The sequence below is a fragment of the Prosthecodimorpha hirschii genome (assembly GCF_001305515.1).
GTDB lineage: Bacteria > Pseudomonadota > Alphaproteobacteria > Rhizobiales > Ancalomicrobiaceae > Prosthecodimorpha > Prosthecodimorpha hirschii.
The window spans coordinates 56863-77112 of the sequence record NZ_LJYW01000001.1; the positions used below are offsets into that span (position 1 = coordinate 56863).

The following is a 20250-nucleotide window of genomic DNA, read 5'->3' on the forward strand; positions in this document are numbered from 1 at the left end:
GATGACCAACCCTCCAACGATGCAGCGTTCGCGTGGCCAGCTTGCCACCAGCTACGCCCCGCATAGCCTCTTTACGTTTGAAGGAGGCTCGGGCGCCTGCATGGCACTGTCTGCATCGGGCAATCGGACTGCCGAACTCCGACCGATTACACAGCGCATGATCGGCGAACAGATCCAAGAATATTTCGAGGCTTGGGCGGACCGTGCCATGCGCGGACAAAATCTTCGCCATCCTGTCCCGCCTTCGCTCGCGGTAGACAATCGCGTCCTGAGCGATCAAGCGGTGCGCGTCCGGCTCGGCGATCTCGTCTTTCAAATTCCAGATCTCGTCGGGTATGTGCCGTTCCCGTTGGCGTTTACCTGTACGCGCTGCGGGCTGCACCGTGAGGTCCGTCGGCTGGACCGGGTTGCAGAGGAAGCCGCGCGGTTCCGTCAGGCCTGTCCAACTGGTGCGGGAGGATGCGCCGACGATTGGCAACAGATCGACGTTGTCCTCACCCACTGGTCTGGCGAGATCGAGGCGATAAGCCCAAGCTATCGGTATTGGGACTCAGTAAACCGAGAGGTGCGAGACATCGCGCGATGTGGTTCGTGCGAGTCCGATCGGTTCTATCTGCGACGACCTCCAGGCCCCCTCGCAGGATGGCATTTCGAGTGCGTCGCTTGTCACACGGTGCGTCCGATCCTCCAGCGAGATCTGCGAACGTTAGAGGGTCTCGGTCCGCTCCTTGATCAGAACCAGGCCCTGATCGCCGAAATCAACATGGAGCCAGTCTCCTATCGCGCGTCGGCGGCCTACTATCCGCATGGCGACCGACTTCTGGTCTTCGACCAAGACATGTATGCCTCGCTGCTTGGCGCCGCTCAGATCAACCAGCTCGAAAGCTTTATTGCCACCACCTATGGCTATCCGCCAACCCATCTAGCTGACGCGGAAAAGGCCGCGCTATTACAAGCAGCCGGCCGGGGGGCGGAGTGGGACAATTACGTTCACATGCGGGCGTTGGTCGAAATGCTCGAGGCAGGAGGCACAACGCCACGCGAAATGATCGACGCATCGCGATCGGCGTTGACCCGCCTAGACGAAGACTGGAACGCTTCAGTGTTCGCAGGCCGCCAGCAAGCAACACCTGGGATCGCGACTGCGTGCCGAGAGCGTCAACGCTTTGTGCGGCGCTTCGATCCTATTCGTATGGCCGTTGAGCATGAAACGCTATTGCAAGAGAAGCTGCGTGGGGGGCAGCTCAATGACGGCAAGGAAGTCTCCGTCGATGTGACGATTCTTGACCCGTTCCTAATCCCTGACGGGTTGTCTGAACGCGAAGTCGACCGGTTAAGAACGGAAGTACGGCGCCGGAGAGACCTTCTTGGCATTTCGGAAATGCGCCTGATCCGGGATGTCCGAATTTGCGAATATACATTTGCCTATACGAGAACATCGTCCTCGCCCACGGTCAAGCGCGACAAGGCGGGTGATGCGGAGATGCCTGTGCGGCTGCGATTGTTCGACCGCGTGGAAGTCGGCGAGGCCGCCCGCCATCCGGTCCTTTGTTTGTTACAGTCGAACGAAGGCTTCTATGTGCGGCTAGACGAAGACACCGTGCGGGAATGGCTCGCGGAAAACGGAGTTGCTGTCGCGCCCGCGGTTCCGGGCGTTCGACTTGGCGGAAGCCTTATAGAAGAGTTTTCCGCGATCGAGAACGATCCGAACTCCCGGTTTTCGCGCTTTCTCGATGAATATCGGCGCGAAAGAACAGTGCCGCGCCAGGCTTATCCATTCGTCTACACGCTCTTGCACACGATGGCGCACCATCTCATTGGAGTTTCCGCTTCTATGTCGGGCCTCGATCTCGGCTCGTTCGGCGAGCACCTGTTTGTTCCGGATTTGGCATTTCTGGTTTATCGCCGTGGCATGACCATGGATTTAGGCAACCTGTCGTCCATGTGGCGCGATCGCGGGGACCCAGTGTTTGGCAATGAAGTCCTCGACCGCATGGTCAATCCGGCCAGTCTTCGATGCGGCTCCGAAAGCGTGTGCAACCATCGTGGAGGAGCGTGTCCTGACTGCGTGCTCATCCCGGAAAATGCTTGCCTAACGCGGAACGAGCTGTTGTCGCGGTCAGTGCTCATCGGACGCGGAGCACCCCGTTGGGACGTGGTGGGGGCGGAATTAAGCGGATACTACACCGTTGCGGAACGTCGCGCGGAGCATCCGGTACGCGCGGATGTGGAGAGGCCATGACTGCGGGCGCCGCAATTGGTGTTGACTTGGCCCGCTCTCTGGTGCTCGGGCTCGGTGCGGATTGCCCTACCGCAGCAGCACTTGCACGCGTAATGGAGGGCCGACAAGGCAACGCAGTTGACGTCCACAGCCTTGCTGACTGGCCAACTGGTTCGATCCTGCGGGTCGCGGCGGATTTTGTTACTCGAGGTTGGCTGAGCCGCACGGAGGCCGGTTGGCTGGTTGGGCCGAGGCAGATACCATCCGGGCTGACGTCATTTCTTGATGGCGCATCCGCGATGCGGGCAACCATGCCGGATGGTGGCATGGCTACCGCCGTAGTGACAATGCCGCCTTCACCGAGTGCTATCTGGGAGGTGTTGCCCGCGACAGGATTGGCATATGCCGCGCTGGTTTCAACAAAAGACGCATTTGAAAAGTTGGCGGATGCCGCTGCGAACAGTTTTACAATTATGACACCATTCTTGAACGACGAAGGGCTGGTCATCGCACTTGATTTATTCCGCCGGACACACGCGCATAGACGATGCCTCATCTTTCGAAGAGCGGGATCAGCTCGTGCTGCCGTCGATCGAGCCTGGGCAAACCTTCGTCAGCAGAACGTCGAGGTTTTGAACTACACGTTGCCAGTCGAGGGGGGCTATGAGACTTTTCACGCAAAGATCCTGTTGGCGGACCAAGACCTCGCCTACGTTGGAAGTGCCAACATGACTGCGTTTGCTCGACATTCGATGGAGCTCGGAATCCTTACAGACGGTCGTGCTGCGCGTGTCGTAGCGAGTATCGTTAGGGGCGTTGAGCGCATTGCTGTGCCGCTTGGGCGTCGCCCTTAGCCCGATATATCTAAAAGAGGCGCTCAACACCGTGACTATTTCTCGAAACAACTTCAGCTCAACTGAACCATCGGTCGACGCTATCGCGTTGCTCCACTCGGCAGATGCGATCACATCGTTCGATAGGTTTCTTGCAGCATTTCGCAGAAAGAAGCTGAACCAGTCTGAAGCCTTGCGGGTGTGTCTAAGCCTGATCAAGCGCGAGCCGGGCGATCTTCTTAAACTCATCGAGGCGCTTCCAGCCGCTTGGGCCGATCACGCTGTCGCTAGCGCGTATGCGACGTTGATTCCAGCTGATCGTCGCAAGAGCCTGGGTGCATATTTCACTCCACCGCATCTGGTAGACCATCTGGTCTCTCGTCTTGCATCCTGTGGCGTTGACCTTGTGGGACACCGGCTCCGGGATCCTGCTGCTGGCGGCGCGGCTTTTCTTGTGCCACTTGCTCGCATTAAGGTGTCAGCTTGGAAGAAGCTAGGGCTGACGGACGACGAGATTACGCACCGGCTGCGTGTTCACTTGATTGGTAGGGAGATCGAACCGGATCTCGCCGCGATCGCTAATGCTCTACTAAGGCGAATGTTAGTGTGCGAGTTTGGATTTGTTCCGAAGTCGGTCGCACACCTAAGATTGGTTAAGGTGGGTGACAGTCTCGACGTCAGGATTTCTTCGGACGACGACATCGATCATGAGGTGGGGAATCCGCCATTTCTTCGTCTAGGTGCTTGTGACAGACGTTTATCAAGGCCGATCTTTGGTGAAATCACGTCCGGCAGGGTCAATCTTTATGCGTTGTTTGTAAGGCGGGCTCTTGAGGAAGTGCCAATAGGCGGCATGGTCGGCTACGTTATTCCTGCGTCCTTTTTGGGTGGTCCTGAATTCGAATCTTTTCGTAGACGAGTCCTGCAGCTTGCCGAGGTTCTAGTCGTGGATCTTGTCGAAAAGCGGAGCGATGTGTTCCTTGATGCTATCCAAGACGCTTGCTTCATTGTTCTGCGGCGGCGAGTGGAAGCGTTGATCGAGCCGCCTGCAGGCATGGCGGCAAGCGGTGTCTTCCGTCGCGACGGAAACTTCATTTCCAAAGGTGCTGCTCACATTGAGACAGACGGAGCACCTTGGCAATTGCCTGGAGTGGAGCTGGCACGTTCCTCCACACTTAAGGACTGGGGGTACCGGGCGACTGTCGGCTATCTCGTGGCAAACCGTCAACCAACGCGCATGCACAAACGAGCAGCTAAGGGACGGTATCCACTTATATGGGCGAAGGCGATTACTCCCGAAGGTACCTTCGATTTTGAAAGGGGGGCCGCCTTCAAAGGCTACGGTTGGGCTGATGCTCCGGCAGATGCACCCTATGTGGTTCGCACAGCATGCGTAGCTGTTCAGAGAACTTCGTCGCGAGGTCAGAAACGGAGGCTCAATGCTGCCTCGATCTCCAAAGATTTTATCGAGAACAATGGCGGTATCATTGGGGAAAATCATGTCATCCTACTCGTTCCAGATACCCCTGACGCTGCATCACCTGAGTCCTTGGCTGAGGCGCTGAACAAAGCTGCGGTCAGCGCTGCGCTCGATCGTGTATGCGGTTCGGCGTCAATTTCGGTGAGACTTCTGGAGACGATTAAGCTGGAGGCGCGCCCGACTATTTGCGCGTGCCGGCCACATGATGATTCCGAGAAGAGGGTCCAACCGCGAAAAACGATGGTGCCGCTATGACGCTCGAGAGTTGGAACCGCAGTACGGGAAGGTATGTACTTTGCCAAGCAGCGGAGGAGCACAGCGAGGATTGTAAGCGCTTTCCATTTGAGAGAATTCCGAAACGGGTGTTCTTGGATACAAACGTAATAAATATACTTATGAAGTACTGTGAGACTATCTTCGACCACGCATCAATTCCGCAGGAAGTTGACGCTACGCTGGCAGTGGACATAGAGGCGCTTATGCACGTGTTCTATGTCGGCGCACGGGCAGACTGGGACATTTTGGGGTCACGGAAGACACTCGATGAATTGTCGCGCACGAGAGACAGTTCGCTGCCAGGCGAGCTCTTGGAATACGCATTCGCTCTCGTAAACCAAAACCTCGATGACGATGATCACAGATATGCTGCCGATTTCGGGCGCAAGTTGATCGAAGCGCCTTTTGTAGCTGCTTTGCCAGACAAAGCCGACCGCGAGTTAATAGGGAATGCAATTGGATTTGGTTGCGATGTTTTCTGTACTTGTGACAGGGCAACGATCGTTAAGAAGCGAGATCAGCTACGACAAGTACCTTTGCGAATTTTGACGCCAGCAGAGTGGTGGGCGCATGTAAAACCGTGGGTCGCTTTATGGCGCTAGTTCGCCCCAAATCGAAAAAGGAAACTGGTTTGCTAATAACGACCGTTCGGTATGTCCAATGAGAACGCGCGGAAACCTCGTTACTGAGCGTGCCGGGGTAAACTATGTGCGCGATGTCGTGGAGGGAGCGGGCTGCCTGCTGAAAGAAATCAACCTGCAGCACGATTTTGGACATGACGCCACGATGATGCTGGTTGTGAATGGTGAGGTTCGCCCACGCGAAGTCGCGCTTCAGATCAAGTCCGGCGTTAGCTATGTTTCGCCAACGACCTGTGGTTTGCCTGCGACAGCCTCTCACATCTATTTCTGGGCTGAACATGACCTTGTAACGCTTGGCGTGGTCTATGACCCAGCTGAAAAATCGGCCTGGTGGATAGATTTGCAAACCGCCGCTCGGGAATTTCGAGTGGCAAATCCCAAGAAGGGGACCACATTTACGTTCGCAAAGGGGCTTTGGAATCAGTTTAACCAAACAGATTTCGCGTCGATTTTGGTTCCGACGCTTCTTGGGGAGCCACCGAGCGTTCCCCTTGAACGATTATGCACGTGGGTCATGGGCGGGGACATTGAGACACATGACATTGGTGTTCGCGCCATCCGAGCGCGCTACTATCGCGAGGCTGCGGCATGGGAGTGTCTGATCGAGGCATTTAAGTCGAAGCCGGTTGAGCAACTGACACTCAGCCTTCCCATTGCCCTAGCAAAGCTGCTAGGTCACGACGATATCGGTTATTATTCCAACGAGATTCCCGAAGAAGTTCGTGCTCCAGCGATCGCAAAGGTTTTGACCTTTAACGTTGACGAAATTTCCAAACTACTTTCGATGTTGCCCGACGGTGACTTCGATCGGCCTAGCGTTGGTTACAGCTTAATGCCGCTCTTTGGTAAGAGCTCAGAAAGCCTGCGAATTCCTTCCGTTATTCGTGACAATGACAGGTTTGCCCCTTCAGTTCGCCAAATTGCAGGGGCGCTATTTGAGTGGTATCGGCGTGATCCAGTTTGGTGGGGCTTCTGGCGTCGAGATACAGGCAAACGACATTGAAAGGGCTTGCGAGCGCAGAGGAATCAGTGCCCCATTTTGTCTTTTCTTGGCGTTGTGATAGAACCTCTGCTGTCTCTTAAACTTGCCGAGGAAACATCACATCGCTACGGCCATGGATTCTCAACGCGCTCAAGCGCTCAAGCTGCTGAAAACGTGCCCGATGATGCGGCTGAAGGACTTTGCCGCCCACGGCATCGGCCCGGAAACGCTGGCGCGTCTTGTCCGGGACGGGGCGGTCGTTCGCCCCGCGCGCGGTCTCTATCAGCTCGCGGATAGCCCGGGCGATGCCGCCCGTGTGCTTGCTGAAGCGTCGGCACTCATTCCCAAAGGCGTCATCTGCCTGATCTCGGCGCTGCAATTCCATGAGCTGACTCTGCAAATGCCGTCGGCCGTTTGGATGGCCATCGATCGCACCGCTTGGCGTCCCAAGATCGACTATCCACCCATTCGCTTTGTGCGCTTCACCGGCCCCTCGCTGACAGAGGGTGTCGAGCGGCACTCCATCGAAGGCGTCGAGGTGGCAGTCACTAATCCGGCGCGGACAATCGTCGATTGCTTTCGCTACCGGGCGAAGGTCGGACTGGACGTCGCTCTGGAGGGCCTGCGTGAGGGACTTCGACAGCGGAAAGTCACGAGCGACCAGCTATGGACTTATGGGACGAAAGGCAAGATCTGGTCGACCATGAAGCCCTATGTGGAGGCGATGGTGTCCGATGGCGCGTGAACCCAGGAAAAACGTCGGCGCTTCGGTCCGGGCTCGTCTGCTCGACCGGTCTCGCGTCGAACGCACGGATTTTCAGATTTTGCTGACGCGCTATGCGCTGGAGCGGCTTCTTTATCGACTGAGCCAATCACCCCATCGCGACCGCTTCGTTCTGAAAGGGGCGATGCTGTTCGTGACCTGGGTGGAAGACCCGTTCCGGCCGACACGCGATCTCGATTTCCTTGGCTATGGCGAGAACAGCCCGGACGCGATCGGCGGGGTCTTTCGGGAGATCTGTGGGCAACCGGTCGATGATGATGGCGTGGAGTTCGATATCGGAGCGATCACGGCTGTTCCGATCCGGGAAGACGTTGAATACGGCGGCATCCGCGTGCGCACCTCCGCGTCGATCGCAGGCGCCCGCGTTCCGATCCAGGTCGACATCGGCTTTGGTGACGCCGTCACGCCGGGACCCGTCGAGATCGTGTATCCGCCACTGCTCGACGCGCCAGCACCCCGCCTGCGCGCTTATCCGGTGACGACGGTGGTTGCCGAGAAATTCCAGGCGCTCGTCCAACTCGGTATTGCGAACAGCCGGCTGAAGGATTTCTACGATCTCTGGTTGATCGCGCAGACGTTCGAATTTGATCGGGCATCGCTTGCAGAGGCTGTTCGTCAGACCTTTGCGCGACGCGAGACCAGGCTTCCAACCGAGAAGCCGATCGGTCTGAGTGACGCTTACGCCGATGCCTGGGGGCGGCAATGGAAGGCCTTCCTGGGGCGAGAGCGAATGGCCGCGGCGCCGACGGAGCTGGCTGCCGTCGTGTCCGGCCTCGCCGGATTTCTGCTTCCCCTGATCGAGCCTGCTGAAAGAGATGAGCGTTGGAAGCCCGGTGAGGGCTGGAGTGCATCGAATGCGTAGCCTGCAGAACAGCGAGGAACGCGCACACGACGTCGTTATCTATCTCAGTCAATCGCGAGCTTTTGCGATTGGGCATAGCTATTTCTCCCGCGCTTCGTATATAATGCAAACGTACAGATCGACGCCGCGCACCGCGACACATTTATTGTGGAAAATCAATTGCGTGCGATTCAGACGGTATATCTGACGGTAATTGCCTATTTCTCCGTTTTACACTCTCTGAAAATTCAAATCCTTACCGCTCCGGTTAATTATCGAGTGGGAATAACGCCCCCTGATCTCATTGCCAGGACTTCCAACATCGGGTGATGCAGCGGGGTTCGATTTCACAGCCCAAGGTCGGCGCTGAGTGTTGGGGGGTGCGGGGTCGTCGGCGTTGCGCGCGTTCGATCGGGAGGGTTTCGTCATCATGGCGCGCCCGTTTGCCCGCTGTCGGGGAATCGGGTCTCCTGCGGATCGGCTATTCTTGATCCTGGTCACCGGTGACGTGCCCCGCAAGACCGGCTCGGAGATCCCGATGGTGGTGGAGATATTCGGCATCAAGGCGTGCGACACGATGAAGAAGGCGCGCGCGTTTCTTGAGGCGCAAGGCATCGACTACGTCTTCCATGACTACAAGGTCGAAGGCGTGACGGCGGATCGTCTTTCGGCCTGGGCGGCGGCCGTCGGCTGGGAGACGCTCCTGAACACGTCCGGCACGACGTTCCGGAAGCTGTCCGAGGCCGATCGGCAGGACCTGACCGAGGCGAAGGCTATCGCTCTCATGGTCGCGCATCCGTCGTTGATCAAACGGCCCGTTTTGACGCGCCGGGCCGAGATTTTGGTCGGTTTCAAGCCCGAGACCTATTCGCGCCTCATCGGGTGAATGGAGGCACGCCGCGACCGCGGTCTTTCGGCCGAAGGCCGGCGGGACCCGTCGACCGAGACCAAGACGGGGTTGCAGACGGTCGGACCTTCGAGGCTCGGCGGTCTTGCGCCGTCGGTGTTCGCCAGCAGGCCCAGGCGGACCAAATCGCAGCCGGACCATACATTTGACTGGCAGGAAGACGGGCAGCATTTCAAAAACCCGCAGATCGGCGCTGCGCACCGCGGCAAACTTTTAAAATGAAGTCGTATTTTATAAATATGATAGTAAAAATTATCATGAGCGCCGGTCAACATGTCTTAAATTAGTATATTATACCAACGGCCGCGAACTGTGACTCTCTCTGGATTCCCAATTCGGCTTTGAGGTGATTCCATGGCGCGAGGAGGATTCGCGCCATGGCTGCTGCGGTGAAGCTTCGGACGGACTACACGGCTTCGGATCTCCGGCGCCTCGCCGCCGGTTCGAGGCACGCGAACCAGAGCCGGCGGCTGTTGTCGCTGGCGGCGGTTCTCGACGGGATGGATCGCGAGCAGGCAGCGCGCATCGGCGGCATGGATCGGCAGACGCTGCGCGACTGGGTGCGCCGGTTCAACGAACAGGGGCCTGACGGGCTGAAGGACATTCGGGCCAAGGGCGGCGTCGCTCGGCTGACGGCCGAGCAGCTCCGGGCCTTCGGCGAGATCGTCGAGACCGGCCCCGACCGCGCCAGGGATGGGGTCGTACGCTGGCGGCGCATCGACCTCAAACGGGTGATCGAAGAGCGCTTCGGCGTCGTCTATCACGAGCGTACGATCGGCAAGCTCCTGAAGCAGATCGGCTTCTCCCACATCAGCGCGCGGCCTCGTCATCCCGGCCAGAAGGTCGAGACCATGGAGGCTTTCAAAAAAACTTCCCCGCAACGCTGAAGGCCCATCTCGGCCACGTGCGCAAGCGCAAGCCGGTGGAGATCTGGTTCCAGGATGAAGCCCGGATCGGGCAGAAGAACGGCCTCGTCCGGCAATGGGCCAGGCGCGGCACGCGGCCTCGTCAACCGGCCGACCAGCGCTACGAAAGCGCCTGCCTGTTCGGTGCCATCTGTCCGGCCCGCGGCGTCGGGGCGGCTCTTGCGATGCCCTTCGCCGACACCGCCGCGATGCAGGCCCATCTCGACGAGATCAGCCGCACCGTGGCCCGCGGCGCCCACGCCGTCCTGCTGCTCGACCGCGCCGGCTGGCACACGACCGACAAACTGCGGGTCCCGAAGAACATCACCCTGATCCTGCTGCCGTCGCGCTCTCCCGAGTTGAACCCGGTCGAGAACGTCTGGCAGTACCTCAGGGCAAACTGGCTCTCCAACCGCGTCTTCGACGCTTACCCCGACATCATCGAGGCAGCCTGCGACGCCTGGAAAAGCCTCACCGCAACCCCAGCCGTGATCACATCCATTGGAATGCGAGACTGGGCTCATATCGGTCAACTATGAGGGCCGTTGGTATGACCTATCGGATCGAGGCGCGGGAGCGCCGCCTGACCATCGGCGTATGGCCGGATTGGTCGGTCACCGCTGCCCGGGAACAGGCCAAGCGCCTCAAGCGCGAGATCGACCAGGGTCGCGATCCGATGGCCGAACGGGACGAGGCTCGCGAGTCGCCGAACGTCCGGCAGCTCATCGACCGCTATCTGGAAGAACATGCCGCCAAGCTCGCAAAGCGGAACCGGGACGATCAGGCTTCGATGCTGCGCAAGCTGGTCGAACCGGCCTGGGGTCCGCGCAAGGCGGCGGAGATCCAGCCTGATAATGTTGATCGGCTTCTGCGCCAGATCGCCGGTGGCACTCCGGGAAAGCGAGGCCGAAAGCCGACGCCGGTGCGGGCCAACCGCGTCGGCGAAATCCTGCGCAAGATGTTCAACCTTGCGATCCGCTGGCGTATCCGCACCGACAACCCAGCCGCCGGTTTTGCCCGGAATGCCGAAGCGCCTCGGGACCGCTATCTCTCAACCGATGAAATCGGGCGGCGGTCCGCCGCGCTCGACTCCCATCCGAACCGGCGCGCCGCTGATGCAGCGCGCCTGATCCTGCTGACAGGCGCGCGACGCGGCGAAGTGCTGGGCGCGCGGTGGGACCAATTCGATCTCGAAGCCGCCGTCTGGATCAAACCCGCGGCCACCACGAAGCAGCGCCGCCTGCATCGCGCGCCGATCAGCGCTTCCGCCACCGCGCTGCTGCGCACGATCCGGCTGCGCTTGCCCGAAGATTGCGAGTGGGTGTTTCCGGGCGATGCCAAAGGAAAGCCGCTTCAGGACATCAAGCGGTTCTGGGAAGATGTGCGGGCGAAGGCCGAACTGCCCGCCGTCCGTATTCACGATCTACTCCACACCTTCGCGTCGCTGCTAGTTTCAGGCGGCATGACGCTGCCGATGATCGGCGAGCTTCTTGGCCACACTCAGGTTCAGACCACGCAGCGCTACGCCCATTTGCTCGACGATCCGCTGCGCGCCGGGCTGGAACAGGTCGGAGATATGCTTCGGGCCAAGCCGAGTTTGCCCACGACATCCACCCTTGGTCAGTAGCAACCGCTTCAACAGTCGCTTGCTTCAGGCCATCTCTAAACATTAATGGCAACGAGGCTGCGGAGCGTGCCCGGAGCGAGTGCTGAAGCCGATGATGGAGAGCCTACATTACGTTCATCAGCAGATGCCCGCTTGCGCTTGCGCCGGGGCATTTAGCGCCAATCCCGGCCCAGATAGGGCAGAAGCGTAGTACTATCGCGCGTGGCCGCCTCGAACTGGTGTGCGACCAGACCGTTGGCAAATCTAAAGTCAGCACCTCGAATATCGGCTCCAGCGAAGTTCGCCCCTGAAACATTAGTGCCATCCCAGGTAGTGCCTCGAAGATCGGCTCCTTTGAATTGCACGGAACATAGGATACAATCGACAAAACGTGAGGCTGACAAGTTAGCCCTATCGAACGAACAGCCGAACAAATCAAGCTGTATAAACGACATAGAAAACAATTGTTGCGCGGAGAAGTCGACGTGATGAAGTTGGCGTACCCAGCTGTTCGCCACCTTTGGAACAAAAGACCGATACGGATAACGCCAATACCACTCCGATGAGGACGCTAGTTGGCTGATTCGACCGATCACTACCCTAGGCGTCTCTGCATGTATCCAAACAGGTTCTAGCAGATACTTCTTGAAGAAAAGGCTGCGCACAAAGGCCAGCATTGCAATCGCCGTTTCGTCGCGTCCCCAGCCGTGTTCACGGGCATTGGCCCAGCTTGCTGGAAGGGTGTTCATAACTCCCGACCATAAGGGTCCAATGCTTGGCGAGCCGTCGAAGCCTTTGAACGCGCGTTCGATCTCATTCCTCGTCAAGTGGGCGATTTCGTCAGACATTTGGCCATCTGCAAAAAGGTCGGCCCACGCGTCAAAAGTGATTGGCGAACCGGCTCCGACCTGACGAATAGCAATCAAAGTGCGACGCGCTAGCGTACATGCAATCATAAAGTCACATAGCGACTTGTGAGTGAACTCGACTCCGTCTCCTCCTTCGAGAGGTGCTTTGGCGCGAGTATAGAACATCAGCATCGCTCGTCCGATGTCTTGCGATTCCACCAATCTTCCTAACGCCGCTGTCAGTGTTGTGTCTTCGCCGCAGTATTCGAGTATTTTGCCAATTGTCGTCACACGTCCGCCGTCGCGCCAAGCCGCGATCGCCACGGCCTCCAGCAAGCGCACGATGCTGTCGTTCGGCCCGAATTCGGCAGCAACTCGTCCCACCCGGTTGTGCCAGTTGGTGATAACTCTATCGCGTACTAAGTGAAAAAAGTCCGTGCGACGCCCCTCGAGAACCCTTTCGTCAGCATAGGCCCCGGTACTCGCAAGAAGAAAGAGTTGTAGAGGATCATCTGTCAGTTCTGACAGAGCGGGCACATTCAGGGCTCGTGGCGGGTCAGTCGAAAGTGATTTTGCTTTCGCCCAAAGACGCCACCATACATACCTTTGGTCAGCGCTAATGAGTTCCTGCTGACCGCGGATAGTCGGGTCCCGCACACGATAGGGGAGGAGCTGGAGGGTCTGGTGCGGCGCAAGAGGCGTATGTCGGCCGACATGCTGCATTGAGGCGTCGCGACCAAAGACTGCCGCAGTGATCCTTGTCTCTTCCGCATTCACTGCGCCCAGCCATTTCTGAAGTGAGGTGACAAGTCTCAGCGCTTCTAGATTAGCCTCGGTTGCTGGGCCAATCTCATCAAGACCATCCAAGATAATGAGCAGTCGGGATGTACGTCTGAACATGCTGGGATTGCTCAGGGGGCTAAGTTGGAATCCTGCAATCCCCGTCAGGTATGCGCTAAGGCTCGTGGGTAGGTCTCGTTGTCCCGCGTCCAGATGTTGCAATGGGATGAACAGTACGTAGCTAACCCCGGGATATCCGACCTTCCACTCGCCAATTCGTTCGATTACCGTCTTCGCGAGATGCCGCGCGGCAGTGGATTTTCCGCCGCCAGGTCCGCTTCGAATGAGCCGGACCGCATCAAAACTCTCGATCTCGCCGTAAAGCCATTCAAGAAGGCTAGCCTCTAGGTCAACGGCAATGGATGTGAGTTTCCGGCGATACCCATCCTGATCCCTCGTTTCTTCATTTCGGTACTGTGCTGGGAGACGATCCCAAGTTTCCTCATGTCGGGCTCTGATTGACACATAGATTCGGCTTGACGGGACCGAGTCGCCCGGGACCGGGGCATCGAGAAGGCCAGTTAGGCGCTTGTGGTTCTTGTCCCAGTCGCTGTTCAATGTGGACGGAGCCGGTCTGTCTGGCTTGGAACTGCGTCGGATTTGATGGCTGCGGTCAAGTGCCCGCCGGAGCTCGATGCGGATGTCTCGCATGTAACGCTGGTTCGATCCGAAGAACACGCGCTCCAGAGTAAGCAGCGCGTCGCCGTTGATCTCCGGCAAACTCTCGTCGTCAAGCCAGTTCTGAACCTGCCGCGGAGTCATCCGCAGCGCGTCAGCCAATTCCTTTTTGCCCCAGGGCCGACCTATGACCAGAGCCTGTCCGCCAGGCCCGGCCGATTGTTCGACGCGCTTTTCACCGGGCCTGTAGCCGGCGTTCATCAGCTCCCGCAAGAGCGCCCCGAAAAGGAGCCCAGCGCGGATCTCAGCATTTCCAACCATTTCCATCCACCAGCAACCCGTTTCGCGTAAAGTATGAGACTTGGCAGACCGACTTCAACAAGGGAGTTGGTAATGCCCAGTCAAGACCGCCTGATGTCCCGGCCGAAGCCGAAACGCCGCACTAAGCAGTTCACCGAACCTTCTGTCCGACTTGAGTTCTCGAAGGCCGGCAACGCCAAGAGCGCGACCGTTCATTTGCCGGAGAACGAGGAGGAGCGAGCCTTCTGCGCCGCACAAGCCCTCTCCTCCCTCGGCCAGATCGACGCCGAAACCACGGCTTTCGGCCTTGAGGCTGCGGCCATTGTCCAGAAGCACCTCCCGTCAACTTATGACATCGTGCGGGCGTTGAGCCGCAAGGCCGTCCCGCAGATCATCATCAAGGGCCTCCCGCGTCCGTGCCCGCTGATCGCCACGCCGCTCAACGGCATGGTTTTCGAGCCCGATGTCCGTCCGCAGACCGGTTTTTTGGTCGCCTTGCTTGGGTCGGCGGCAAATCTGGTTCCCTTCGCCTACGGCACCGAGAACCGCGGCCTGATCCTCCGTGCTGTCGTGCCTGTGGCGGAGCTGAAGGGTAAGGCATCGAGCCAAGGTTCGGCGAACGACCTCGGGATGCACAACGACAATGCCAACCAGGCCATGATCCATGAGGCTTGGTTCGAACCCGGTGCACCATTCATGAACCCTTATCAGGCGTTCGTGTGCATCCGCCCTCGCCGAGACGTCCCGATGGAGACGGCGGCGCTCGACGATATCCTCCCGGAACTGGACGCGTCGCACGGACCCGAGCCCGCGCGCATTCTCCAAGCGCCCGTGTTTGATGTGCGCTGGCCGGACAGCCACCAGAAGGGTGGCCAGATCGCGGTGGCGGGCGTGCCGGTCCTGGTGCCGGATTCTCTTGGACGAATGCACTCCCGTTATCATGCCGCGAACATCAGCAGCACGGATGCGAATGCCCAGGCCGCGCTCGATAAGTTCCATCAGATCGTTGCCGGTACGAAGTCCGTGATGGAAATCCACTCGGAACCCGGCGACCTGCTGATCTACTCGAACACCCGGATGATGCATCGCCGGCGCGCCTACGCAGCGAACTTCGATGGATCGGACCGCTACTACGTGCGGGTCTACCTCGCGCCCGCTGAAGCTCTCGGCGGTCGCTATCTCATCGACTGACGGAAAAGCGACCGTCGGCGCAAGCGCCGGCGGTCGCGCGCGCCCCTCGCATTCCAAATTCAGAAAGGACTCCGTCCATGACCAACATCTTCAATCAGTACCCCGACCTTACGGTTCATCCGACCACGATCCGCGCGATGAAGTTCGAGAGCGCCCATCGGACCGCGATCGCCTTCGGCCAGAACATCTTCCGCCCGGCGGGCGGCGACCAGCCCCATGACCGTGGGACCATCAGCATCGGCAACGAGACGTCGAACGTTCTGAACGTAGTCAAGGAGGGTGGCGAGACGTGGGTTATTGTCGACCGCACTCGCGTGGGCGACGTCGAGATCGGGAACATGGCGCTCCTCGAAGTGGATGCACCTCGCCGCGCGGCCTTGTCCCGATCCCACAGCCTCACGCACCTCATGATGGCCGCCGCGCGCCATGTGCTCGCGGACTTCGACAGCAAGGGGGCGTTGATCGCCGACGATGGGGTCACCGTCTCGGTGAAGTTCAAGACCTCGACGGCGGTCACGGACGAACTGATGTCGTCGGTGGATTGCCTCACCCGGCACTTCGTGCTCCGCGACGCTTCCATCTCAGTCGTTTCGGCTAAATCTGTTGCTGACGCGGCGGGAAGGTTCCGTCATTGGCGCGTGGATTCTGACCTTGGTCTCACCGGCAAAATCCGCATCGTCGAAATCGCTGGGATTGACGCGAACCCTTGCTCCGGCTCCCACGCGAAATCGACGCGCGAAATCGGTCCTTTTGAATTCACAAAGTGGACGCAGTCGAAGGACATGGAGGTCCAGATATCGGCCCGCCGCACTCCGACATGGATGTATTGGTTCGGCGACAAACATCTCCGAGTTTCGAGCCATGTCGATCTTTCGGCTTTTGCCGACTAATACCAACGGCCGCGAACTGAGACTCTCTCGGGATCCCCGATTCGGCTTTGAGGTGATTCCCTGGCGCGAGGAGGATTCGCGCCATGGCTGCTGCGGTGAAGCTTCGGACGGACTACACGGCTTCGGATCTCCGGCGCCTCGCCGCCGGTTCGAGGCACGCGAACCAGAGCCGGCGGCTGTTGTCGCTGGCGGCGGTTCTCGACGGGATGGATCGCGAGCAGGCAGCGCGCATCGGCGGCATGGATCGGCAGACGCTGCGCGACTGGGTGCACCGGTTCAACGAACAGGGGCCTGACGGGCTGAAGGACATTCGGGCCAAGGGCGGCGTCGCTCGGCTGACGGCCGAGCAGCTTCGGGCCTTCGGCGAGATCGTCGAGACCGGCCCCGACCGCGCCAGGGATGGGGTCGTACGCTGGCGGCGCATCGATCTCAAACGGGTGATCGAAGAGCGCTTCGGCGTCGTCTATCACGAGCGTACGATCGGCAAGCTCCTGAAGCAGATCGGCTTCTCCCACATCAGCGCGCGGCCTCGCCATCCCGGCCAGAAGGCCGAGACCATGGAGGCTTTCAAAAAACTTCCCCGCAACGCTGAAGGCCCATCTCGGCCACGTGCGCAAGCGCAAGCCGGTGGAGATCTGGTTCCAGGATGAAGCCCGGATCGGGCAGAAGAACGGCCTCGTCCGGCAATGGGCCAGGCGCGGCACGCGGCCTCGTCAACCGGCCGACCAGCGCTACGAAAGCGCCTACCTGTTCGGTGCCATCTGTCCGGCCCGCGGCGTCGGGGCGGCTCTTGCGATGCCCTTCGCCGACACCGCCGCGATGCAGGCCCATCTCGACGAGATCAGCCGCACCGTGGCCCGCGGCGCCCACGCCGTCCTGCTGCTCGACCGCGCCGGCTGGCACACGACCGACAAACTGCGGGTCCCGAAGAACATCACCCTGATCCTGCTGCCGTCGCGCTCTCCCGAGTTGAACCCGGTCGAGAACGTCTGGCAGTACCTCAGGGCAAACTGGCTCTCCAACCGCGTCTTCGACGCTTACCCCGACATCATCGAGGCAGCCTGCGACGCATGGAAAAGCCTCACCGCAGCCCCAGCCGTGATCACGTCCATCGGAATGCGAGACTGGGCTCACATCGGTCAATAATGAGGGCCGTTGGTATTATACGATTTCTAAAGAAACCGATTGTCTATCGAACGATTACTCTCCGAATCTGCTTCCGGAGCGACCGGTCCGACACCCACTCCCGACCGGGCCGGCTCAAGCTGCTCCCGGCCGTCCTCGCGCGCACCGCCGAAATCCCGGGCGCCTCGCCAGGCCGCTCCAGGCGCCAAGCCGCTCCAAACACCGGGCATCCCGCGGTTGACAGACTGCTAGCTCTCTAGCATATAAGCTAGATGCCTAACAAAATATTCGAAAGTCGTCAGGGTGCGGTCGGAGCCTGGGCGAAGCGCTGCTACTTCGCGGGCCGGGCCGCGATGGAAGCCATGTTGCGGCCGTTCGATCTCGGCTCTACGCAATGGTACATCCTCCACCAGCTCGTCCATCACGGCCCGACCCTGCAGCGCGACCTCGTGCGGCTGCTGCAGATCGAGCGCGCGACCCTGACCGTCATCGTCGGTGTCCTGGTTCGGAAAGGGTGGGTCGAGCAGGTCATCGACCCGGCGGACCAGCGTCGCAAGCTCCTGCACATCACCCCGGCCGGATCCGCGCTGTGGGCGCAGCTTCCCGACCTCTCCGCGATCATCAACGAGGCCGCCTTCGCGGGCATCAGCGACGCGGAGCGGGAGATCGCGGTGCGGGTCCTGCGGATCGCGACCGAACGGCTCGATGCCTTCATCGACAAGGGAGAGATCTCATGACCATTCTTCTCACCGGGGCGACCGGCCTCGTCGGCGAGCGCCTGCTGCCCCGTCTTTTGGCGGCCGGCCATGACTGCCGGGCGCTGGTACGCGGTGGCAAGACCGTTCCGGCCGGCGCCGAGCCTGTCGACGGCGACCTCTTCGATGCCGCCGCGCTCGCGTCGGCGCTTGCCGGGATATCGGCGGTGATCCACCTCGCGGCCGTCTTCCGCACCCCGGACGAGGCGCTGATCTGGAAGAGCAACCTCGATGGCGTGCGCCGCCTGATTTCCGCGGTCGAAAGCCATGCGCCCAAGGCCCGAGTCATCCTGGCCAGTACGAGCAACGTCTATGCCAAGGATCAGGCGCGGCCCGGCCGGGAGGACGACCGTGTCAATCCGTCCCAGGCCTATCCGGCGAGCAAGGTCGCGGCCGAACAGGCCTTGCGGGAAAGCGGTCTGGCATGGTCGGTCGTGCGCTTTCCGTTCGTCTATGGGGACGGTGACGGGCACCTCGCGGCATTGCCGGGCCATGCTGCGGGCGCCGGCTGGCATCCGGCGATGCGGATGAGCACGATTCAACATCGCGACATCGCCACGGCCATGGTCCTGGCACTCGACGGGCGCTTTGACGGTCGTGTGGTCAACATCGCCGACGATCTGCCGGCCTCCATGCTCGATCTGATCGCGCTCGGCGGCGGCGCCATGGACGCCTCTGCGGAGCCGCTTGCCGCCCCTTGGGCGCTGCAGGTCGACACGGCACTCGCGCGCCGTCTGGGCTTCGCCCCCACCGTGAGGACGGTCTACCAGGCCGCTCAAGACGGCTTTCTTTGAACCATTGAAGGTGCGGACCCCACCGGACGGCCAGTTCCATTCGGAGCGTCCGGGGAGCAGTCCGCCGTATGACCCGGTTTGAAGGCGCAGACTGCCGCCAGCTTCGCCGGCAAGGCCTCGAGATGATGGGCGCACGTTCGGAACGGTCGCTGCCGGCCTACCTCGGCACCATGATCGCCCCGTCGGTCCTTCGAGGCGGTCCAGGCGATGGGCTCGGCGGCCGCGGGGTTGGGGCCAGGGGCGCCGCCGCCGATGGCGCCGACACGCAGACGAGGCCGGTGTCGGCGCTGAGGTTACGCCCGCGCCCGGTCGGCCCGAATTCCTTGGTGCTGCGCCTGACGATCGGAATTCAGTCGTTCGGGATCGCCGGGGAGGGCGCGCGGCCGGGCAAGCCGCGCGCTGTCGAGACGGGCCCATGTCGCTGAGATAGGGTCGGTTCGGAGGGCCGGGAGCGTCCCCATCGGCGCCGATCGTCGGTCGGTTGCCCGGCCGAGGGCGGGCCTGATACCGACGGTCATTGAAAATGATCGCCGGTATTCGATACGCGAATTTCTCATGCCTCTGTCGCCTATGAGAAATTCGCTTTGCTTCAACGGTCCGATGCGTCAGCATCCTGGGCCGTTGGCATGATTTCGTTAAACCGGACAAGGACATAGGGTGATGGCTGAGCGTCCCATCTTTGTGCCGATGCCAACCGAACCGCACGGGGTGCGCGCCATCAGCATGGCCTTCAAATGGCATGCCGGACTCTCGTCAACGCAAAAGAAGAAGAACGTCCTGGCTCTGCACGAAGCCGCGAAGCTATCCGGTATCGCGCCGGTTCTCGAGGTTTCCGGCCAATCGGATCATGCGGTGGGCCGGGCCTTGAGTGCCTTCAATCTCAGGACCGACATGGGTGGACTGAACACGACCGTGGAATGCGCCTTCCAGGGCAGCAAGGTCTTTACCGGTGGTGGCCCCTATACGGATCTCTACGAGACCGACAGCCGGTCGGCCAAGAGAGACGAACGGCTCCGTCAATCGGGCCGTCTCGTCCAATTCCGGCTCCAGGGCACCGATTACCCAATCGATCCCCCGACCGTCTTCTACGATTGGCTCTACATCACGGCACTGAACGGGCTTCCGTCCGAGAGCAACGCGATTCTTCAGTATTCCGGGTTTTCCGATATCGAGTTCAATCCCGAGCGCTCGTTGAACTGCCAGGCGAAGTCCTGCGCGCTCTATGTCGCCCTATGCAAGCGCGGCGCTCTCGTCTCCGCCCTCAAGTCCTTCGCCGCGTTCCGCACCGCGGTGACCAAGGCCGAAAGCGCCGACCAGGCGTGAGGTGACGATGTCCCCGGAACCGGTGCGACCGGTGCCGATCGGAAGCGTTATGGAAACAGAGATATCCGCGGGGCCCGTCGATCCTCTCGG

17 protein-coding genes are annotated in these 20250 nt (G+C 60.2%); 16 read left to right on the forward strand and 1 reads right to left on the reverse strand.

Annotated elements, in window-relative coordinates; translation table 11 throughout:
• The first annotated feature begins 1 nt into the window (after position 1).
• From ABB55_RS00230 to ABB55_RS00265, 10 genes are all read left to right on the forward strand, one after another.
• A complete protein-coding gene (locus ABB55_RS00230; RefSeq protein ID WP_054357012.1) occupies positions 2–2242 on the forward strand; it encodes a hypothetical protein in 2241 nt (746 codons plus the stop codon).
• Positions 2239–3075: a phospholipase D-like domain-containing protein gene (locus ABB55_RS00235; RefSeq protein WP_054357013.1), complete on the forward strand. Its 837-nt coding sequence runs from the start codon at positions 2239–2241 to the stop codon at positions 3073–3075. The genes ABB55_RS00230 and ABB55_RS00235 overlap by 4 nt, the downstream gene beginning before the upstream one ends.
• The gene (locus tag ABB55_RS29430) at positions 3038–4789 is read left to right on the forward strand and encodes an Eco57I restriction-modification methylase domain-containing protein (protein ID WP_152981853.1); all 1752 of its coding nucleotides are present in this window, start codon (positions 3038–3040) and stop codon (positions 4787–4789) included. Before ABB55_RS00235 ends, ABB55_RS29430 begins: the two co-directional genes overlap by 38 nt.
• On the forward strand, positions 4786–5412 hold the full coding sequence (locus ABB55_RS29435) for a hypothetical protein (RefSeq protein WP_152981854.1): 627 nt from the start codon (positions 4786–4788) through the stop codon (positions 5410–5412). The genes ABB55_RS29430 and ABB55_RS29435 overlap by 4 nt, the downstream gene beginning before the upstream one ends.
• Positions 5413–5470: 58 nt before the next feature.
• The gene (locus ABB55_RS28585) at positions 5471–6454 is read left to right on the forward strand and encodes a DUF4365 domain-containing protein (RefSeq protein ID WP_083463217.1); all 984 of its coding nucleotides are present in this window, start codon (positions 5471–5473) and stop codon (positions 6452–6454) included.
• A 112-nt stretch (positions 6455–6566) separates the two neighbouring features.
• Complete coding sequence (locus tag ABB55_RS00240; RefSeq protein WP_054357014.1) at positions 6567–7178, forward strand: type IV toxin-antitoxin system AbiEi family antitoxin domain-containing protein; 612 nt, start codon at positions 6567–6569, stop codon at positions 7176–7178.
• A complete protein-coding gene (locus ABB55_RS00245) occupies positions 7168–8079 on the forward strand; it encodes a nucleotidyl transferase AbiEii/AbiGii toxin family protein (RefSeq protein ID WP_054357015.1) in 912 nt (303 codons plus the stop codon). Before ABB55_RS00240 ends, ABB55_RS00245 begins: the two co-directional genes overlap by 11 nt.
• A gap of 517 nt (positions 8080–8596) precedes the next feature.
• Complete coding sequence (locus ABB55_RS00250) at positions 8597–8944, forward strand: ArsC family reductase (protein WP_054361745.1); 348 nt, start codon at positions 8597–8599, stop codon at positions 8942–8944.
• A 398-nt stretch (positions 8945–9342) separates the two neighbouring features.
• Positions 9343–10409, forward strand: a protein-coding gene (locus ABB55_RS28590; protein WP_152981855.1) for an IS630 family transposase whose coding sequence is annotated in 2 segments (ribosomal slippage) — positions 9343–9829 and positions 9829–10409 — 1068 coding nt in all. Because the reading frame shifts where the segments join, the coding sequence is not laid out codon by codon here.
• Between the two features lie 11 nt (positions 10410–10420).
• Complete coding sequence (locus tag ABB55_RS00265; RefSeq protein ID WP_244471932.1) at positions 10421–11497, forward strand: tyrosine-type recombinase/integrase; 1077 nt, start codon at positions 10421–10423, stop codon at positions 11495–11497.
• A gap of 152 nt (positions 11498–11649) precedes the next feature.
• Here the strand turns inward: ABB55_RS00265 and ABB55_RS28595 are convergent, their stop codons facing one another.
• Positions 11650–14043, reverse strand: a complete 2394-nt coding sequence (locus ABB55_RS28595) for an NACHT domain-containing protein (protein WP_160321135.1) — start codon at positions 14041–14043, stop codon at positions 11650–11652.
• Positions 14044–14175: 132 nt separating this feature from the next.
• On the opposite strand from ABB55_RS28595, the gene ABB55_RS00270 reads away from it, so the two are divergent.
• From ABB55_RS00270 to ABB55_RS00305, 6 genes are all read left to right on the forward strand, one after another.
• Positions 14176–15273, forward strand: coding sequence for a TauD/TfdA family dioxygenase (locus ABB55_RS00270; protein WP_054357018.1), 1098 nt, complete (start codon positions 14176–14178; stop codon positions 15271–15273).
• A 77-nt stretch (positions 15274–15350) separates the two neighbouring features.
• Positions 15351–16163, forward strand: a complete 813-nt coding sequence (locus ABB55_RS00275; RefSeq protein WP_054357019.1) for an alanyl-tRNA editing protein — start codon at positions 15351–15353, stop codon at positions 16161–16163.
• A gap of 83 nt (positions 16164–16246) precedes the next feature.
• A protein-coding gene (locus ABB55_RS28600; RefSeq protein WP_152981856.1) for an IS630 family transposase occupies positions 16247–17309 on the forward strand; the annotation gives its coding sequence in 2 pieces (ribosomal slippage) (positions 16247–16734 and positions 16733–17309; 1065 coding nt in all).
• Positions 17310–17650: 341 nt separating this feature from the next.
• Positions 17651–18025, forward strand: a complete 375-nt coding sequence (locus ABB55_RS00290) for a MarR family winged helix-turn-helix transcriptional regulator (RefSeq protein ID WP_244471933.1) — start codon at positions 17651–17653, stop codon at positions 18023–18025.
• Positions 18022–18837: an NAD-dependent epimerase/dehydratase family protein gene (locus ABB55_RS00295; RefSeq protein WP_054357022.1), complete on the forward strand. Its 816-nt coding sequence runs from the start codon at positions 18022–18024 to the stop codon at positions 18835–18837. The genes ABB55_RS00290 and ABB55_RS00295 overlap by 4 nt, the downstream gene beginning before the upstream one ends.
• A 660-nt stretch (positions 18838–19497) precedes the next feature.
• Positions 19498–20160, forward strand: a complete 663-nt coding sequence (locus tag ABB55_RS00305) for a DarT1-associated NADAR antitoxin family protein (protein ID WP_054357024.1) — start codon at positions 19498–19500, stop codon at positions 20158–20160.
• The last annotated feature ends 90 nt before the right edge of the window (positions 20161–20250 follow it).

Coding starts and splice junctions, on each gene's coding strand:
- ABB55_RS00230 (WP_054357012.1), top strand. CDS start 2: ATGACCAACCCTCCAACGATGCAGCGTTCGCGTGGCCAGCTTGCCACC.
- ABB55_RS00235 (WP_054357013.1), top strand. CDS start 2,239: ATGACTGCGGGCGCCGCAATTGGTGTTGACTTGGCCCGCTCTCTGGTG.
- ABB55_RS29435 (WP_152981854.1), top strand. CDS start 4,786: ATGACGCTCGAGAGTTGGAACCGCAGTACGGGAAGGTATGTACTTTGC.
- ABB55_RS28585 (WP_083463217.1), top strand. CDS start 5,471: ATGAGAACGCGCGGAAACCTCGTTACTGAGCGTGCCGGGGTAAACTAT.
- ABB55_RS00240 (WP_054357014.1), top strand. CDS start 6,567: ATGGATTCTCAACGCGCTCAAGCGCTCAAGCTGCTGAAAACGTGCCCG.
- ABB55_RS00245 (WP_054357015.1), top strand. CDS start 7,168: ATGGCGCGTGAACCCAGGAAAAACGTCGGCGCTTCGGTCCGGGCTCGT.
- ABB55_RS00250 (WP_054361745.1), top strand. CDS start 8,597: ATGGTGGTGGAGATATTCGGCATCAAGGCGTGCGACACGATGAAGAAG.
- ABB55_RS00265 (WP_244471932.1), top strand. CDS start 10,421: ATGACCTATCGGATCGAGGCGCGGGAGCGCCGCCTGACCATCGGCGTA.
- ABB55_RS28595 (WP_160321135.1), bottom strand. CDS start 14,043: ATGAACGCCGGCTACAGGCCCGGTGAAAAGCGCGTCGAACAATCGGCC.
- ABB55_RS00270 (WP_054357018.1), top strand. CDS start 14,176: ATGCCCAGTCAAGACCGCCTGATGTCCCGGCCGAAGCCGAAACGCCGC.
- ABB55_RS00275 (WP_054357019.1), top strand. CDS start 15,351: ATGACCAACATCTTCAATCAGTACCCCGACCTTACGGTTCATCCGACC.
- ABB55_RS00290 (WP_244471933.1), top strand. CDS start 17,651: ATGTTGCGGCCGTTCGATCTCGGCTCTACGCAATGGTACATCCTCCAC.
- ABB55_RS00295 (WP_054357022.1), top strand. CDS start 18,022: ATGACCATTCTTCTCACCGGGGCGACCGGCCTCGTCGGCGAGCGCCTG.
- ABB55_RS00305 (WP_054357024.1), top strand. CDS start 19,498: ATGGCTGAGCGTCCCATCTTTGTGCCGATGCCAACCGAACCGCACGGG.